This is a genomic window from Rhizobium ruizarguesonis (assembly GCF_012349115.1).
GTDB lineage: Bacteria > Pseudomonadota > Alphaproteobacteria > Rhizobiales > Rhizobiaceae > Rhizobium > Rhizobium ruizarguesonis.
On the sequence record NZ_PQIG01000070.1, the window covers coordinates 20,604 to 37,480 of the forward strand.

General features: G+C 60.5%; 19 protein-coding genes and 1 pseudogene. 12 read left to right on the forward strand and 8 right to left on the reverse strand.

The window, feature by feature from the left end; translation table 11 throughout:
• Positions 1–81: 81 nt before the first annotated feature.
• Together tig and C3Y91_RS11940 are read left to right on the forward strand one after the other, a co-directional pair.
• Positions 82–1,566 carry a trigger factor gene (gene tig, locus C3Y91_RS11935; RefSeq protein WP_018073391.1) on the forward strand — a complete coding sequence of 495 codons (1,485 nt, stop codon included), beginning with the start codon at positions 82–84 and terminating at the stop codon, positions 1,564–1,566.
• A gap of 173 nt (positions 1,567–1,739) precedes the next feature.
• Positions 1,740–2,159, forward strand: a complete 420-nt coding sequence (locus C3Y91_RS11940; RefSeq protein WP_018073392.1) for a nuclear transport factor 2 family protein — start codon at positions 1,740–1,742, stop codon at positions 2,157–2,159.
• 115 nt (positions 2,160–2,274) lie between these two features.
• On the opposite strand, the gene C3Y91_RS11945 is transcribed toward C3Y91_RS11940, so the two are convergent.
• The 5 genes from C3Y91_RS11945 to map form a co-directional block, all read right to left on the reverse strand.
• Positions 2,275–4,044 (reverse strand): B12-binding domain-containing radical SAM protein, encoded by a 1,770-nt coding sequence (locus C3Y91_RS11945; RefSeq protein WP_018073393.1) that lies wholly within the window; start codon positions 4,042–4,044, stop codon positions 2,275–2,277.
• A 158-nt stretch (positions 4,045–4,202) separates the two neighbouring features.
• Positions 4,203–5,012, reverse strand: coding sequence for an endonuclease/exonuclease/phosphatase family protein (locus tag C3Y91_RS11950; protein WP_174827014.1), 810 nt, complete (start codon positions 5,010–5,012; stop codon positions 4,203–4,205).
• A 57-nt stretch (positions 5,013–5,069) separates the two neighbouring features.
• On the reverse strand, positions 5,070–6,476 hold the full coding sequence (gene sthA, locus C3Y91_RS11955; RefSeq protein ID WP_075223984.1) for a Si-specific NAD(P)(+) transhydrogenase: 1,407 nt from the start codon (positions 6,474–6,476) through the stop codon (positions 5,070–5,072).
• 118 nt (positions 6,477–6,594) lie between these two features.
• Complete coding sequence (radC, locus tag C3Y91_RS11960; RefSeq protein WP_075223920.1) at positions 6,595–7,422, reverse strand: RadC family protein; 828 nt, start codon at positions 7,420–7,422, stop codon at positions 6,595–6,597.
• A gap of 7 nt (positions 7,423–7,429) precedes the next feature.
• Positions 7,430–8,266 (reverse strand): type I methionyl aminopeptidase, encoded by an 837-nt coding sequence (gene map / locus C3Y91_RS11965; RefSeq protein WP_012757260.1) that lies wholly within the window; start codon positions 8,264–8,266, stop codon positions 7,430–7,432.
• Between the two features lie 248 nt (positions 8,267–8,514).
• On the opposite strand from map, the gene C3Y91_RS11970 reads away from it, so the two are divergent.
• From C3Y91_RS11970 to C3Y91_RS11980, 3 genes are all read left to right on the forward strand, one after another.
• Entirely contained in the window at positions 8,515–9,174 is a 660-nt protein-coding gene (locus C3Y91_RS11970) for a TetR/AcrR family transcriptional regulator (RefSeq protein WP_075223919.1), read from the forward strand.
• 128 nt (positions 9,175–9,302) lie between these two features.
• Complete coding sequence (locus C3Y91_RS11975) at positions 9,303–9,476, forward strand: hypothetical protein (protein ID WP_024320670.1); 174 nt, start codon at positions 9,303–9,305, stop codon at positions 9,474–9,476.
• Entirely contained in the window at positions 9,473–9,805 is a 333-nt protein-coding gene (locus C3Y91_RS11980) for a DUF6105 family protein (RefSeq protein ID WP_018073399.1), read from the forward strand. Before C3Y91_RS11975 ends, C3Y91_RS11980 begins: the two co-directional genes overlap by 4 nt.
• Here C3Y91_RS11980 and ruvX read toward each other — a convergent pair.
• Positions 9,742–10,236 carry a Holliday junction resolvase RuvX gene (ruvX, locus tag C3Y91_RS11985; RefSeq protein WP_018073400.1) on the reverse strand — a complete coding sequence of 165 codons (495 nt, stop codon included), beginning with the start codon at positions 10,234–10,236 and terminating at the stop codon, positions 9,742–9,744. The genes C3Y91_RS11980 and ruvX overlap by 64 nt on opposite strands.
• Before the next feature lie 179 nt (positions 10,237–10,415).
• Between ruvX and C3Y91_RS11990 the strand changes: the two genes are divergently transcribed.
• From C3Y91_RS11990 to C3Y91_RS12010, 5 genes and pseudogenes are all read left to right on the forward strand, one after another.
• On the forward strand, positions 10,416–11,120 hold the full coding sequence (locus C3Y91_RS11990; protein ID WP_130717188.1) for a metal-dependent hydrolase: 705 nt from the start codon (positions 10,416–10,418) through the stop codon (positions 11,118–11,120).
• 69 nt (positions 11,121–11,189) lie between these two features.
• Positions 11,190–11,477, forward strand: a complete 288-nt coding sequence (gene gatC / locus C3Y91_RS11995; RefSeq protein ID WP_017964081.1) for an Asp-tRNA(Asn)/Glu-tRNA(Gln) amidotransferase subunit GatC — start codon at positions 11,190–11,192, stop codon at positions 11,475–11,477.
• A gap of 57 nt (positions 11,478–11,534) precedes the next feature.
• A complete protein-coding gene (gene gatA, locus C3Y91_RS12000; protein ID WP_018073402.1) occupies positions 11,535–13,016 on the forward strand; it encodes an Asp-tRNA(Asn)/Glu-tRNA(Gln) amidotransferase subunit GatA in 1,482 nt (493 codons plus the stop codon).
• Positions 13,007–13,505, forward strand: a pseudogene (locus C3Y91_RS12005) (GNAT family N-acetyltransferase). The gene gatA and the pseudogene C3Y91_RS12005 overlap by 10 nt, the downstream one beginning before the upstream one ends.
• A 21-nt stretch (positions 13,506–13,526) precedes the next feature.
• The gene (locus C3Y91_RS12010; protein ID WP_130655289.1) at positions 13,527–13,802 is read left to right on the forward strand and encodes a hypothetical protein; all 276 of its coding nucleotides are present in this window, start codon (positions 13,527–13,529) and stop codon (positions 13,800–13,802) included.
• 46 nt (positions 13,803–13,848) lie between these two features.
• Here the strand turns inward: C3Y91_RS12010 and C3Y91_RS12015 are convergent, their stop codons facing one another.
• Positions 13,849–14,106: a YjhX family toxin gene (locus C3Y91_RS12015; protein WP_011651684.1), complete on the reverse strand. Its 258-nt coding sequence runs from the start codon at positions 14,104–14,106 to the stop codon at positions 13,849–13,851.
• A gap of 310 nt (positions 14,107–14,416) precedes the next feature.
• On the opposite strand from C3Y91_RS12015, the gene C3Y91_RS12020 reads away from it, so the two are divergent.
• A complete protein-coding gene (locus tag C3Y91_RS12020; RefSeq protein ID WP_024320674.1) occupies positions 14,417–14,926 on the forward strand; it encodes a GNAT family N-acetyltransferase in 510 nt (169 codons plus the stop codon).
• Between the two features lie 4 nt (positions 14,927–14,930).
• On the opposite strand, the gene C3Y91_RS12025 is transcribed toward C3Y91_RS12020, so the two are convergent.
• Entirely contained in the window at positions 14,931–15,242 is a 312-nt protein-coding gene (locus tag C3Y91_RS12025; protein ID WP_024320675.1) for a DUF1294 domain-containing protein, read from the reverse strand.
• A 129-nt stretch (positions 15,243–15,371) separates the two neighbouring features.
• Between C3Y91_RS12025 and gatB the strand changes: the two genes are divergently transcribed.
• Entirely contained in the window at positions 15,372–16,874 is a 1,503-nt protein-coding gene (gene gatB, locus C3Y91_RS12030; protein ID WP_024320676.1) for an Asp-tRNA(Asn)/Glu-tRNA(Gln) amidotransferase subunit GatB, read from the forward strand.
• Positions 16,875–16,877: the final 3 nt, after the last annotated feature.

Below are 16,877 nucleotides of genomic sequence, written 5' to 3' on the forward strand. Positions count from 1 at the left end.
GCGCGGCAGGATCGCCGGCGTCGTGCTCATCGAAACGAACGGCGTCTGGGCACGGCCGCCACGAAATGAAGGTAGGAAGACATGCAGGTTATCGAAACGCTCGCTGAAGGGCTGAAGCGCGAAATCAAGGTCGTTATCCCGGCCAAGGACATGCAAGACAAGATGAATGAGCGTCTTGCCGATGTGAAGGACAAGGTTCGCATCAACGGCTTCCGTCCGGGCAAGGTCCCCGCTGCGCACCTCAAGAAGGTCTACGGCAAGTCGATCATGGCCGACCTCGTCAACGAGATCGTCCGCGAGCAGCCGGCCGCCATCCTGTCCAGCCGCGGCGAGAAGTCGGCCACGCAGCCGGAAATCGCCATGACGGAAGACAAGGACGAAGCCGACAAGATTCTCGCCGCCGAGCAGGATTTCGAATTCACGCTCTCCTACGAAGTGCTGCCGCCGATCGAACTGAAGTCGGTCAAGGGCATCAAGGTCACGCGCGAAGTCATCGACATCTCGGACGACGAAGTCAACGAGCAGGTCCTGAAGGTCGCCGAAAGCGCCCGCGCTTACGAGACCAAGACCGGCAAGGCCGCAGACGGCGACCGCATCACCATGGACTACGTCGGCAAGGTCGACGGTGAAGCCTTTGAAGGCGGCACCGACCAGGGCGCCGAACTGGTGCTCGGTTCCGGCCGCTTCATTCCGGGCTTCGAAGACCAGCTCGTCGGCGTCAAGGCCGGCGCCGAGAAGACCATCACCGTGACCTTCCCGGCCGACTATCCGGCCAAGAACCTCGCCGGCAAGGAAGCGACCTTCGACGTCACTGTCAAGGATGTCGCGGCACCTGCCGCTGTCGAGATCAACGATGAACTCGCTTCCAAGCTCGGCATCGAATCGGCTGACCGCCTGAAGGAGATCGTCCGTGGCCAGATCGAATCGCAGTACGGTTCGCTGACCCGCCAGAAGCTGAAGCGTCAGATCCTCGACCAGCTGGACGAGATGTACAAGTTCGAGACCCCGAACTCGCTGGTTGACGCCGAATATAACGGCATCTGGAGCCAGGTGAACAACGATCTCGCCCAATCCGGCAAGACCTTCGAGGACGAAGACACGACCGAGGAGAAGGCTCGCGAGGAATACAAGACGCTCGCCGAGCGCCGCGTCCGCCTCGGCCTCGTTCTCTCCGAAATCGGCGAAAAGGCCGGCGTCGAAGTCAGCGAAGACGAGATGCAGCGCGCCATCTACGATCAGCTGCGCCAGTATCCGGGCCAGGAAAAGCAGATCCTCGAATTCTTCCGCAGCCAGCCGGGTGCCGCCGCTTCGATCCGCGCGCCGATCTTCGAAGAGAAGGTCATCGATCACCTGCTGACCGAAATCGACGTCACCGACAAGAAGGTGACCAAGGAAGAACTGCTCGCCGAGGAAGAAGGCGAAGCCAAGGCCGAGACCAAGAAGGCCGCGCCGAAGAAGAAGGCTGCCGCCAAGGCCGAAGCAGCTGACGCTGGTGAAGGCGAAGAAGCCGCACCGAAGAAGAAGGCTGCTCCGAAGAAGAAGGCGGCTGACGAAAGCGCCGAATAATCGCTTTTCAGTTCAGAAGTTTGGAAGGCCTCGCCATCGTGCGGGGCCTTTTTCTATTATCCAGGGCAGTTCATTCTCGCCGCCTACTCCTTTGTGTTTATTCACCATGAACAACAAGGAGTTGCAATAAAGTATAATTCGATGCAGATTCTACTGATGGGGAGGACCTGAGAATGACTGCAAAGCATGACATGAAGAAGTTGGTGGAAGAAATGTATGCCGTGCGTGACCGCGGCGATGTCGAAGCTACCCTGGCGCTGATCGGCGAGGGTTGCACCTTTCGCATGGTCGGCAATACACGGCTGGCGCCTTTTTCGACTGAATCAAGCGGGCATGCTTTTCGCCAAGCGATAACGCAGCTTATCACAGTATGGGATCTATCGAATATCAGGACAGCTATCTATGTGGACGAGGATGAGCATATGGTCTTTGCCCACCGTGAAGGCGAGGTCAGGCACATCCCATCGGGCGTGAGCTTCCATACGGAATTCATCGACAAGATCCATATCCGGGATGGGAAACTGGTCAAGATCGTCGAATTTGTCGACACGCTGCAAGTGGCCGAGACGGCCAAGATGATCCAAGTCGCTTAAACGGCCACCAAGGTCGGAGCCTTCGAAGCGTTGTCAAAGTTGATTCATGCGACGCGCTTTAGAGTTTGATGCCGCCCACGTTTTCGGGCGTCAGCCGCCGTTCAAGAATTACCGCTCAATGCGCTGTCAGTTGCGCGACTTTCCTGACATGGCTCACGGCTGCGGCGCCGCCTGCGGTCTGTGTGAAGAGGTGGAGCGTTTCCTCTTCGTCGTCGGCGACAGGCGTCAGCGCCTGATCCATGTAGGTCTTCGACTTTGCATCCCTTGAAATCAGGAACGCCGAAATCGTCAGGCCAATGATCGTGCCGGCGAGCGAAGCATGTTTGCGGAAGGTTTCCCAGGCAAAGCGCGGCCAGAAGACCAGCGGATTCTCGCGCGGCAGGTCAGGGCGCCGCTCCGATGGGGTCTTCAGGCGCAGCAGACCGCTTTGCAGCGGATGCACGTTTTCCAGCGGCACGGTGGTGGCGAAGGAGACCAGAACCTTGACGAGCCTCGCCAGCGGTACCCCGGTCGCCACAGCGCGGCGCAGCAGCGTCTTCATATGATCAGGCGAATAGTAGAGCGACCACGCCTCGTGGTAGATGTCTTCCCATTCCTGTTTGCTCATTTTGGGATGCGCGGTGCAGACGTGCTCGACATCGTAGATGTTGAGATCGGCATCCATCTCGATGCCCTTCTTCCACAGGACCTGATGGTCCTCGGAGCCAGGCAGCGGCGTCAGGATGAAGAATTCGATGACGTCGAGCGGCAGCTCTTCCTGGATGATCGTGATGTCGCGGCGGATCGACTCCGGCGTGTCGGCGGGGAAGCCCAAGATATAACCGGCGAGCGTCATGATGCCCTGGGCCTTCCAGGCGAGCAGCATCTTGCGGTATTCGGTGATCTTGTTCTGGTTCTTCTTGGCAGCGGTCAGATTGTCCGGATTGACGTTCTCAAGGCCGATGAAAACGCGCGTGACGCCGGCGCGCCTGGATTTCTCGATGAAATTCGGGATCTTGTGGCAGAGCGTGTCGACCTGGATCATCAGGCCGAGTGGGATACCGTCCCGCTCCTTGAGTTCGATCAACCGGTCGAAGATCGCTTCCCAATCCTTGTTACGGGCGAAATTGTCGTCGGTGATGAAGAATTTGTGGATGCCCTGCGCCCAGTTCATCCGCACCAGCTTTTCGACGTCGTCGGCCGAACGGAAGCGTGATTTGCGTCCCTGCACGTTGATGATGGTGCAGAACGAGCACTGATAGGGACAGCCACGTCCGGCATCGAAGCTGGTGCTGAGCCCGAGCGTGCGCTGGATATTGTCCTTCGGCAGGAAGGGAACCGGCGTGCCGCCGATGCCGGGAAGGTCGTTCATGAAATTGTAGAGCGGCTTCAGCTCGCCGGCGGCGGCATCGCGCAGCACCATGTCGAGCCGGCCCTCGGCTTCGCCGGCAAACATCGAGATGCCCATGTCGCGGCAGGCGTCGAGCCCGACGGCCTTGCCATCCAGCATCGACAGGCAGCCGGAAACATGGAAGCCGCCGATCGAAACCGGCAGGCCGGCATCGCGGAAGGGACGGGCGATATCGAGGGCGCGCGGATACTGGTTGGTCTGGACGCCGACGAGCGCGATCATCCCGAAATTGTCGTGACGCTTGAACTGCGCCAGCAGTCCGGCGATATCGATCCGCGTATTGGTCTCGTCGATCACGGTGATGTCAATCGCCGTATCGTCTCCGAGCACCTTGCGCTCGGCACATTCGGCGGCAATGCCGTAGAGCGCCGCCAGCGAATTGGAGGGGATCATCGCCCGCCACCAGCGGATGACGTAGCCGTCGTCGTCATAATGCGACGGCTTGATCAAGATCAGCTGAAAACGTCTGCGCGCAGCTTCCAAGACATGGGACAAGAGTATCTATCTTTCTCTAGAAGCTTTTGCCCGAAGGCAAATGGCGTTGAAGGCATATACAGGCACGACATACCAATGCGATTTAGGAGGTCAAACTAAGGCGTAAAAAAACGGCACGGCCCGCAAACGCTTCGCGAAGTGTATCACTCCTCAATATACTACCCGATATCGAGCAGCAATGCGCGATGGTCGGAGACTTCGGGCGCCTCGACCACCTCGAATTTGGCAACCTTCACCCCCGGCGTCACCAGCATGTAGTCGGCAAAGCGGCCTTGCTTCAGATAGTAGGAGGTTCGCGTGTCTACAAGACCGTTTCCGGTGACCAGATCGGAAAGCCCGAGTCTGGCGAGAATCGTGAAGGTCGCGCTGTCAGGCAACACGTTGAAATCGCCGCAGACGACGAGATTTTCGCCGCCGGGCCAGACGCGCTCGATGAGCCTGACCAGCGCCTCGGCCTGCTCTTTGCGCGCTGCGGTATCGCCCTTGCCTGCGGGATCGCGCAGGCCATGCATGTGGGCGATGGTCACGGTAGAAGCGTGCTCATGGCTGAAGAGGCGGATGCAATGGGCGTTTCGCGGCCGCGGATGTTCGCCCCAGCCATCGGCGGAAAAACGGCCGTGCACGAAGTCCAGCCCCTCTGCGATGAGGGAATGCGTTTTGCGCACGAAGGTCGCCAGCCCGAATTCGGCGGCAATCGCGGTATCGCCATCGAAAAGCTCGCCTCTCGAGGTCGGGCAGAAGAAGCCGTCGTGGCCGGGCAGGGCGGTGCCGATCTCAGTAAACAGATTGGCGCGCTGCGGCAGCTCCAGCCCCGCGTCCCGATAGATCGACCATCCGCCGCCCGTACCTGGCGCCCGCAGCACTTCCTGCAGGCACAGGACATCCGGATCGGCTTGCCTGATATAGCCGATCAAGGTCTCATGCAGCCTGCCGCCCCATGCGTTCAGCGAAATGATGCGCAATGTCATTGGGCTCCGTTTGGCGGCCGGATTTAGACGACAGCTCCGCCGTCTACATGATGCGTTTTAAAGTTCTGACTTGATGTCGCCCATCCGGTTCCAGGCATCGAGCCCAGCGATCTTGTAGGCTTCGGCGAGCGTCGGGTAGTTGAAAGTGTTCTCGACGAAATATTCGACCGTGCCTTTGAGGTTCAGCACCGCTTGACCGATATGGACCAGCTCGGTGGCACCTTCGCCGACGATATGCACGCCGAGCAGGCGGCGGGTCTTCAGCGAGAAGATCAGCTTCAAAAGCCCGGTGTCGAGGCCCATGATGTGACCGCGCGACGTCTCGCGGAAGCGGGCAATGCCGCATTCATAGGGAATGCCGCGCTCCTTCATCTCTTCTTCGGTCAGGCCGCAGGTCGAAATCTCCGGCACGGCATAGATGCCATAGGGGAAATATTTCGGCGGCTCCTTGGCGACCGCCCCGACCGCGACGCGGGCAGCGATGCGGCCCTGTTCCATCGAGGTCGAGGCAAGGCTCGGAAAGCCGACGACGTCGCCGGCGGCATAGATGTTGGCAACCGATGTCTGGAAGGTTTCCGGATTGACCTTGAGACGGCCGCGGCTGTCGGCTTCGAGGCCGATAGCCTGAAGGTTCAGCGCATCAGTCGCCCCCATGCGGCCGGCGGCGAAAAGCACCATGTCGGTCGTCAGGCGCCGGCCACTGTCGAGCGTTAGCTCGACCTTGCCGTTTTCAAGCCTCTCCACCTTGTCGGCCTTCTGGCCGAGCAGCAGCTTCATGTTGCGGTCGCGCAGCTGGTAGGTAAAATCCTCGATGATTTCCTTGTCGATGAAGTCGAGCATCGTCGCCTTCGGGTCGATGACGGTGACGGCCGTGTCGAGCGCGCTGAAGATCGTCGCATATTCGATGCCGATGACGCCGGCGCCGATGACGACCATTGATCGCGGCAGGTCCTGGATGTCGAGCAGTTCGTCGCTGTCGAGAACGGTCTTGCCGTCGAAGGGGATGTAATCGGGGCGGAACGGCTTTGTGCCGACGGCAAGCAGCACGCTGGCGGCGGTGACCTGGGTGGTCTCGCCGTCATCCTTGATCACCTGCAGCGTCGACGCATCGATGAAGCTCGCCTTGCCGCGGATATGCTGCACGCGGTTGCGGGCGAATTGGTGTTCCAGCACCTCGACCTCGTGGTTAAGCGTAATCAGCAGCCGGCGGCGCAGGTCATCTGCACTGATCTCTTCCTTGACGCGGTAAGACCGGCCGTAGAAGCCGCGTTCGCGCCAGCCGGAAAGATTAAGCGCGGTCTCGCGCAGCGTTTTGGAAGGGATGGTGCCGGTATGCACGGACACGCCGCCGACGCGTTTGCCCTGCTCGATGACAAGCACTTTCTTGCCGAGTTTTGCCGCCTGGATCGCGCCGCGGCGCCCTGCGGGACCGCTGCCCACCACAACGAGATCGTACTGAAGCATCATCAAGCCCCGGATTGGAAAGGAATCATATTGCGACGCAAAATGTCGGCCGTCCATCGTTAGCCGGTCAATGTTACAGATTGTTTTACGACCGCCGATTCCGCCGGGCCTGTGCCTTTCAGATCAGCTTCAGCCCCTTCAGGCTGACATGGCCATCCCTGCCGATGATGACGTGGTCGTGGACGGTGATATCGAGCGCCTTGGCGGCATCGATGATCACCTTCGTCATGTCGATGTCGGCGCGCGATGGGGTCGGGTCGCCGGAGGGATGGTTGTGAACGAGGATCATCGCCGTTGCCGAAAGCTCGAGCGCGCGTTTCACCACCTCGCGCGGATAGACCGGCGTATGGTCGACCGTGCCGCGGCCCTGCACCTCATCGGCGATCAGCACATTGCGCTTGTCGAGGAAGAGGATACGGAACTGTTCGCGCGTCTCATGCGCCATGGCGGCATGGCAATACTGGATGACCGAAGACCACGAAGACAGGACCTGTTTGCTCCTGAGCTCGCTCTTCAGCGTCCGGTGGGCGACAGTCGAGATCAGCTTCAGATCGAGCGCCACGGCCTCGCCGACACCTTTGACTTCCATCAGCAGCGTCGGCGGCGCGCCGAAGACGCCCGAAAGCGAGCCGAACCGTTCGATCAGCGCCTTGGCGATCGGCTTGGTGTCGCGCCGCGGGATCAGGCGGAAAAGCAGGAGCTCGAGGATTTCGTAGTCGGCAAGCGCGGTGTCGCCGAGCTCCCGGAAGCGGTCACGCAATCGCTCGCGATGGCCGTGATAATGCTCCTGGCCGGCAAGCGAGGCGGGCAGGGCGGTCCTGGCATTCGGCGCGGACGGTTTTTGCGGCCGTCCGCCAAAGAACGAGCGTTCGTCGGCGGCAAGGGACTCTTGCGTTGGGAAGGGCAGCTCGTCGTCGGAAGATGTCGAAACGGGGCCCTTCGCCATCGGACCGTCACCCGTTGTGTGACGGCAGGCCGGGGCGGTCGAGCCCGCCAGGCGACAGCGTGAAGATCTCGCAGCCGTCGGAGGTGACCCCGACCGTATGTTCGTATTGCGCCGAAAGCGAGCGGTCGCGGGTGACCGCCGTCCAGCCGTCGGCCAGCACCTTCACATGCGGCCGGCCGAGGTTGATCATCGGCTCGATGGTGAAGATCATGCCTTCGCGCAGCTCCGGCCCCTCGTTCGCGCGGCCGTAATGCAGGATATTTGGCGAATCGTGGAACAGCCGGCCAACGCCATGGCCGCAGAAATCGCGCACCACCGAACAGCGTTCGGCTTCCGCATAGGTCTGGATCGCCTCGCCGATCGCGCCGGTGCGAGCGCCGGGCCTGACGGCGGCAATGCCGCGCATCAGTGATTCATAGGTGACCTCGAGCAGTCGCTCGGCAGCACGCTTGACGACGCCGACGGGATACATCCGGCTGGAATCGCCGTGCCAGCCGTCGAGCACGAAGGTGACGTCGATATTGACGATATCGCCGTCACGCAACGGCTTGTCGTTGGGAATGCCATGGCAGACGACGTGGTTGATCGAGGTGCAGGTCGATTTGGTGTAGCCGCGATAGTTCAGCGTCGCCGGATAGGCGCCGTGATCCATGCCGAAATCGAAGACGAACCGATCGATCTCATCAGTCAATAGACCGGGCTTGACGATGTCGGCAAGCGCATCGAGGCAGCGCGCGGTCAGCTGACATGCCCTGCGCATACCCTCGAATGCTTCAGCGTCATAAAGCCGGATGGCGCCCGTATTCTTCGGGGGCGCAGTAGAGGCTTCGATATAGTTCACCATTGCAGGGCCTTAGCGGAGATTGTTAGATTTGTTCATAATGCAGCTATGCCGGGTTCGTCCATCACGATCAACTGCCAGGACGAGATTTCTGGACGGATCCGATCAGTCCAACGTGCAGCTTTCCACATGCGTTCGACGGACAATCAACGGTCCGGCTGGAATATCCACAATCTTCCCAAAGGGATAGGATTGATTGCGTGAAGTCTCCCCGCTACTCACCGATTGGTGACAGCGGGGAAGGGTCGATCATGCTGAATGAAGCCGTAAATCTTGAAAATTCACCCGGGGTCGGCGGCGAGCCGGAACGGCGCGTGCGTGATCGCAGCGCTACCGAGCGCGCAATCCTTGCCGCCGCCAAGGGGCTGCTCGCCGAGGAAGGCTTCCAGAATTTCGGCATTAATGCGGTTGCCCGCCGCGCCGGTTGCGACAAGCAGCTGATCTATCGCTACTATGGCGGCCTCGACGGCTTGGTCGAGGCGATCGGCACCGATGTCGGCACATGGGTGAAGGATCGCATCCCGGAGGACACCGGCGGCATGTTCCTGCTCACCTATGGCGACCTGATGGAGCGGCTGTCGCTTCTCCTCCTCGACGCCTTGAGAACCGATCCGCTGATGCGCCGCATCCTCGCCTGGGAGATTTCTGAAAAAACCGAGCAGGTGAGGCGGCTCTCCGAAGCGCGTTCGAAGGCGCTCGCTCTCTGGCTGGAGCGTATGCGCGGCTCGCTGGCGCCGCCGAAGGGCGTGGATGCGGCAGCCGTCAACGCCGTCGTCATCGCGGCGATCCAGCACCTCGTGCTTGCCGGCGCAGCCGGCGGGCAGTGCGCCGGCCTGTCGTTGAAGACATCCAAGGACTGGGAGAAGGCGGCAACGGCGCTGAAGCGCATCGTGCGTGGCGTTTACGGCTGATACCTGCCCTATCCACAGGGGGCGGGCGCCGCGTTAACCTTAACAAATGGTTTACATTGCGTGGGGCTGGTTAAGCCGACAGTGTGGCGGTGAGCAGAGATGTATGAGTAGAGCCCGAGTTGACGCCCATGGGAACCAAGATCGCTAAAGCCGCGTTTCTGGTGACCGCGATGATGTTTTTCGCAGTCCTGGCGCTGGATATCGCAATTCCGACGCTGGTGCTTTGCATCATGGCATCGTCGACCTGGTTGGTCTCCCTCGATCTGCCCGTGGCGCGCAAGCATGGAGGAGAGGCCGCATGAAGTGGTTTCTGATCTTCTGGGCCGGCCCCATCGTCTTTCTGGGCGGATGGTACTGGCTCTCCTATTACGACATGAGTTTCGGCATCTTCATGTTCACGCGGCAGGTCCATGACCTGACGTTCCAGCTTTACGGCAAGGCGCTCGGCATTCCGCCGGAATCTATCCCGCCGCTCGTTGCCCGCGCGATCGCGGTCGACAGCCTCGTCGTCTTCGCCATCCTTGGCTTGCGGAAGCGCAAGTCGATCATTGCCTGGTGGAAGGCGCGTCAGGCGTTGAATTCATCTCCATCAGACCTTGCCAGCAAGGAAAGCCTGTCGAGCGCGCCCTGAAGGATGAAGCTTGCCGCGGCAGAATCGATCCGTTCGGCCCGCTTGGCGCGCGAGACGTCCATTTCGAGCAGCGTCCGTTCGGCCGCAACCGTCGAAAGCCGCTCATCCCAATAGACGAAGGGCAGCGCCGTCTTCTGCTCCATATTACGCACGAAGGCGCGTGTCGCCTGCACGCGCGGACCTGCTGATCCATCCATGTTCATGGGTAGGCCGATAACAAAGCCTGCGACCTTTTCCGATTGTGCGAAGTCGAGCAGCGCCTGCGCATCGATGGTGAACTTGACGCGGCGGATCACCGTGCGCGGCGTGGCGAAGCGCCGTCCGAGATCGGACATCGACAGCCCGATCGTTTTGGTGCCGAGATCGAGGCCGGCAATTGCCTGTCGCGGAGCGAGCGTCTCGGCCATTTCCTCGATCGTCAGCACCGTCATCGCCGTTTCATCCCGTCAAAACAAATTGAAGTCGCCGCCGCTTTTCTTTGGAGCCGCATAAGATATGTCCTTAGGGCATGACGCCGAAAAGTGTGAGCGGTTTTCGGACGACATCATGCTCTCATTCTTTGATGTGGCATCGAAACCGGCTTTGCATCACGTAATAAAGGAGACATTTCATGAAGATTACCTGGCTCGGCCATTCCGCCTTCCGCATCGAGACATCAAAGGCGAAGATCCTGCTCGACCCATTCCTCAGCTATAACGCCTCCTTTTCCGGCCAGGATATCAAGGATGTGTCTGCAGGCATCACCCACATCCTGTTGACGCACGGCCATGGCGATCATGTCGGCGATACCGTGGCACTCGCCAAGGAAACCGGCGCCGTCGTTCTCGCCAATGCCGATCTCGCCGCTTGGCTCGGCTCCAAGGGCATCGACAAGATCGAGATGGGCAATACCGGCGGCACGATCGCGCTCGGCAGCTTCTCGGCGACCTTCACCAATGCGCTGCACTCCTCCGCCCAGATCACCGAGGACGGCGTCTCGCACGCGCTCGGCAACGCCAACGGCCTGATGCTGCATTTCGACGACGAAGCCTCGATCCTTGCCATGGGCGATACCGACATCTTCTCCGACATGGCGCTGATCAACGAATTGCACCAGCCTGATATCGGCTTCGTGCCGGTCGGCGACCGTTTCACCATGGGCGGCGCGGTGGCCGCACTTGCCTGCCGGCGCTATTTCAACTTCAAGACCGCGATCCCCTGCCATTACGGCACCTTCCCGATCATCGATCAGACGGCGGAAAAATTCGTTGCCGGCATGGAGGGATCGGAGACGGAAGTGAAGGCGATCAAGCCTTCCGAGAGCCTGTCGATCTGACGAAACCCCGTTGCACACGGCGGACATGGCCTTTATAGCGGGTAGGAAAAATCCTATCCGGAGAATGCCATGTCCGTCGATCTTGCCACCGTAAAGCGCGTCGCCCGCCTTGCCCGTATTGCCGTCTCCGAGGACGAGGCAAATCGCATGGTCGGCGAGCTGAACGGCATCCTTGGCTTCGTCGAGCAACTCTCCGAAGTGAATGTCGACGGCGTCGAGGCGATGACCTCGGTGACCCCGATGGCGATGAAGAAGCGGACTGACGCGGTGACCGACGGCAGCAAGGCAGCCGATATCGTCGCCAATGCGCCCGTCACCGACCACAATTTTTTCCTGGTGCCGAAAGTCGTCGAATAAGGCTTCGAAGCCTCGTTCCGACCCTGTTGCCATTTCCAGATCTGAAGCGAAAACACGATGAGCGAACTCACCAGCCTGACCATTGCCGAAGCCCGCCAGAAACTGCGCGGCAAGGAAATCACCGCGATCGAACTGACCGAAGCCTATATCTCGGTGATCGATGCGGCCAATGACCGGCTGAATGCCTATATAAAGGTCACGCCGGATCTCGCCCGCGTCATGGCGAAGAACTCCGATGAGCGCATCGCCGCCGGCAAGGCCGGTGACCTCGAAGGCATTCCGCTCGGCATCAAGGATCTCTTTGCCACCGTCGGTGTCCACACCCAGGCCTGCAGCCATATTCTCGACGGTTTCGAGCCGCGTTATGAATCGACCGTCACGCAGAACCTCTGGGATGACGGCGCCGTCATGCTCGGCAAGCTCAACATGGATGAATTCGCCATGGGCTCGTCGAATGAAACATCCTATTACGGCCCAGTGATCAATCCCTGGCGCGCCGCAGGCTCCAACCAGCAGCTCGTGCCCGGCGGCTCCTCCGGCGGTTCGGCCGCCGCCGTCGCCGCGCATCTTTGCGCCGGCGCCACCGCCACCGACACCGGCGGCTCGATCCGCCAGCCGGCCGCTTTCACCGGCACCGTCGGCATCAAGCCGACCTATGGCCGCTGCTCGCGCTGGGGCACCGTCGCCTTTGCCTCCTCGCTCGACCAGGCAGGCCCGATCGCCCGTGACGTCCGCGATGCCGCCATCCTCTTGAAGTCGATGGCAAGCGTCGACGCCAAGGACACGACATCTGTCGATCTGCCGGTGCCGGATTACGAAGCAGCTCTCGGCCAGTCGCTGAAGGGCATGAAGATCGGTATTCCGAACGAATACCGTGTTGATGGCATGCCCGACGAGATCGAAACCCTCTGGCGCCAGGGCATCGCCTGGCTGAAGGATGCCGGCGCCGAGATCGTCGACATCTCGCTGCCGCACACCAAATACGCCCTTCCGGCCTATTACATCGTCGCTCCGGCCGAAGCATCCTCGAACCTCGCACGTTACGATGGCGTGCGCTACGGCCTGCGCGTCGACGGCAAGGATATCGTCGACATGTATGAGAAGACGCGCGCCGCGGGATTCGGCAAGGAAGTCAAGCGCCGCATCATGATCGGCACCTATGTGCTGTCGGCCGGCTATTACGATGCCTATTACATCCGCGCCCAAAAGGTGCGTACATTGATCAAGCGCGATTTCGAACTCGCCTTTGACGCCGGCGTCGACGCCATCCTGACGCCGGCAACGCCGTCGTCGGCTTTCGGCGTTGCCGACGAGAACCTCGCCGCCGATCCGGTGAAGATGTACCTGAACGACATCTTCACGGTGACGGTCAACATGGCGGGCCTGCCCGGTATTGCCGTGCCTGCTGGCCTCGACCACAAGGGCCTGCCGCTCGGCCTGCAGCTGATCGGCAAGCCCTTTGATGAGGAAACCCTCTTCAAGACCGCCCACGTCATCGAGCAGGCAGCCGGCCGGTTTACGCCGGCCAAGTGGTGGTAACGGATCTAAAGATCCGAAGAATAGCGGCTGCCGACCACAAAACGGTCGGCGCCGTCGGCTTTGCGGCATGGGCCGCAAGCGATGCCTTCGAGGACAGCTATCTCGATCCCGATGTGATCACCAGGGTGCGGCAAGAGTTCGCCATCTTTCCCGAGGAAACGAAAGGTGAGATCTTCGTTGCCGAACGGGGCGGGACGATCGTCGGCTGGGGCGCGTGAAAACCAACCGAACTATGTGTCCGACCTCTGGGTGCATCCCGATCATCACGGCCAGGGCGTCGGCCAGGCCCTCCTGCTTCATTTGTGCGAGCTGATGGCGGCAGAGGGGTTGCCGACTGCCAGGCTCGACACGCATGCTGCGAATGAGGGCGCAATCCGCCTCTACGAACGCTGCGGCTTCACCATCGTCCGGCGCGGCCGCGAATTTTCAAAGAGCATGGGTGTCGAACTTGAAAAGGTGCATCTGGAGAAACGGTTGGCTGACCGATAGTAGGAACCAGGAGGAGGTCTTATGGCCAGCAATGATCTTGCGCGATTAATCGAGGCATTTGATCGCCTCTCTGCCGGCGGTTTCACTATGGGCGTGGAGTGGCAGGCGGTCCACGACATCTGCCAGCGCCACGAAGGCGAACAGCCGTTCGACTGGGGCCACGCGCTTTGCCATCGCATCGAGGGCGACGACTGGAATGCCGATTACTGGTATCGCCGCGCCGGCAAGAGGCGCGGCACGGGCACGATGGCCGACGAGTGGTCAGCCATGCGGACGGAACTTTCTGCAAAAGCTTGAGGTCCCCTGACCGCGCCCCTTCGAGACGCGATCAGGAGTGCCACGATTACCTGTTGTTCAGCTGCGACCTGACCAACCTCAGCCCTCTTTCGGTGATCCGGTATGGCTGGCCGCCTGAGGACTTGATTGCCCTCAGGCGCTTCAGCCTGCGGAAGAGATCTAGGTCGACGCCGGGATAGAGCCAGCCGTCGCGGGTGAAGCAACTGACCGCCTCGATCTTCCTGTCGTCGTCGCGGGTAATTTCAATGCGGCCGCCTTGGGCCATGAGATGCAGGATGCGCTGCTCCGTGCGAGAAATATCCATATGTTGAGATCCGGTGTCGCGCCCGGCAGGGCGCACAAAAACGATCTGGCGCTCATTCGAACGTCAGGGCTTCGTTTTTTCGGGCCCATGCGCGCAAGCGAACTTGCGGGCAGGGCCTTTACCGGGTCTCAGGCAGGCTCAACATAAAACACCTCGATAGGGTTTATTATTCAGCCCGGAAAATTCGGTCAAGAGCGTGTTCTCAGCTCAAAACCAGTCGAAAACCTCACTTTTGCCCGATCATCCCTTTGGAGGTACTGGTAAATTCCGCGACTCAATGGTCTAGTTGAGGTGTAACGCGGAGGTGTCGTTGATCCACATTCGCAATGCCCGCGACGGTGAAGCGGAGCTATTGAGCGAGATCGGGCTGAGGGCCTGGCAAAATGCGATGGCGTCGATCGGCGAATCGGACGCGATGATCGATGCAGCGCGCAACGCCTTTCGGAACTTCGTGGAAAACGACTGGCTGACCATCACCGTCGTCGAGCAGAACGGCCAGGTCGCAGGCTGGGCGGCGCGCGAGGGATTGGACGAAACCATCTCGGATTTCTGGATCGATCCCGTCTTCACCCGCCAGGGTCTCGGTTCGGCCCTTCTCGTCCGCATCGAAAAGGAGATCGCCGATCAGGGCCTCGAGAAGGCGGCGATGCAGACCCATTCCGGCAATAGCGAGGCGATCGGCTTCTTCCGGAAGCACGGCTACAGCATCCATTGGCTCTCGGTCGCCTACAATCCGAAGCTCGATCGCGACGTGCCCTCCGTTGGACTGACGAAACAGCTCGTTTCGGATAACCAAGGTGCGTATGGGCTGGAATTCTGATACTTCAAAAATCCTGAAGAAGGAGAGGGCTCCATTGCGGCAAGAAGGCGAGCACAGCAATCAGTGCGCCGTGCAGGATCAGGATCGCCGCCAGGATTGACCGGAACGGCTCCTTTCTCGTCTTGTGCCGCAGCAGCTGCTGTGCAGCCAGCGCGCCAAGGCTGCCGCCGATCAGCGCAAGGATGAGAAGCGTGCGCTCGCTGATGCGCCGCCTGCCGCACCGCGCCGCCTGCTTGTCCATGAAATAGATGGAGAATACCGAGAGATTCAGCGCCAGAAACAGCAAGGCCCATTTGATAATATCGATCATCGTCATCGGAGAACCCTACCGTGGCTCCGTTAATGGACGGCAAAACCACGAAGCGCGCCACGGCGAAAGCCTTGCACCGGCACGCCATTTCCTTTACCTCACCATTGGAAAAGAACAGCCTGCAAAGAGCATCAGATGACCCTTGTCGACGTCCGCACGCCTGATCCGAAACGCTTCATCCCCGGCGCCACCGGCGACTGGGAAGTCATCGTCGGCATGGAAGTCCATGCCCAGGTGCTGTCCAATTCGAAGCTCTTCTCCGGCGCCTCGACGGAATTCGGCAAGCCGCAGAATTCGAACGTCTCGCTGGTCGACGCCGCCATGCCCGGCATGCTGCCCGTGATCAACGAGGAATGCGTCAAGCAGGCGGTTCGCACCGGCCTCGGCCTGAAAGCCCAGATCAACAAGCGCTCTCTCTTTGATCGCAAGAACTATTTCTATCCCGACCTGCCGCAGGGCTATCAGATCTCGCAGTTCAAGGATCCGATCGTCGGCGAGGGCAAGATCGTCATTTCGCTCGGGCCGGACCGCCAGGGCCAGTTCGAAGATATCGAGATCGGCATCGAGCGCCTGCACCTGGAACAGGATGCCGGCAAGTCGATGCACGATCAGCACGCCACCATGTCCTACGTCGACCTCAACCGTTCCGGTGTCGCGCTGATGGAGATCGTCTCCAAACCCGACATGCGCTCGTCCGACGAGGCCAAGGCCTATATGACCAAGCTGCGTTCGATCGTGCGCTATCTCGGCACCTGCGACGGCAACATGGACGAAGGTTCGATGCGCGCCGACGTCAACGTCTCCGTCCGCCGGCCGGGCGAAGATTTCGGCACGCGCTGCGAGATCAAGAACGTCAATTCCATCCGCTTCATCGGTCAGGCGATCGAATATGAAGCCCGCCGCCAGATCGGCATTCTGGAGGAGGGCGGCAAGATCGATCAGGAGACCCGCCTGTTCGATCCGGGCAAGGGCGAGACGCGTTCGATGCGCTCCAAGGAGGATGCGCACGACTATCGTTATTTCCCCGATCCGGATCTGCTGCCGCTCGAATTCGACGATGCCTTCATCAAGGCGCTCGAAGTGCATCTGCCGGAGCTGCCCGACGACAAGAAAGAGCGCTTCGTGCGCGAGCTCGGCCTGTCGATCTACGACGCCTCGGTGCTCGTTTCCGAAAAGGCGATCGCCGATTATTACGAAGCCGTCGCCGCAGGCCGTGACGGCAAGATGGCCGCCAACTGGGTGATCAACGATCTGCTCGGCGCACTGAACCGCACCGGCAAGGACATCGAGCAGACCCCGGTTTCGCCGGCCCAGCTCGGCGCCATCATCGATCTCATCAAGGCCGAAACCATCTCCGGCAAGATCGCCAAGGATCTCTTCGAGATCGTGCTCAACGAGGGCGGCGATCCCGCCGAGATCGTCGAAGCGCGTGGCATGAAGCAGGTGACGGATACCGGCGCAATCGAAAAGGCCGTGGACGAGATCATCGCCGCCAATCCTGACCAGGTCGCCAAGGTCAAGGCGAAGCCGACCATGGCGGCATGGTTCGTCGGACAGGTGATGAAGGCGACCGGCGGCAAGGCCAATCCGCAGGCTGTCCAGGCCCTCGTCAAGGCGAAGCTCGGCATCGAGGAATAAGCG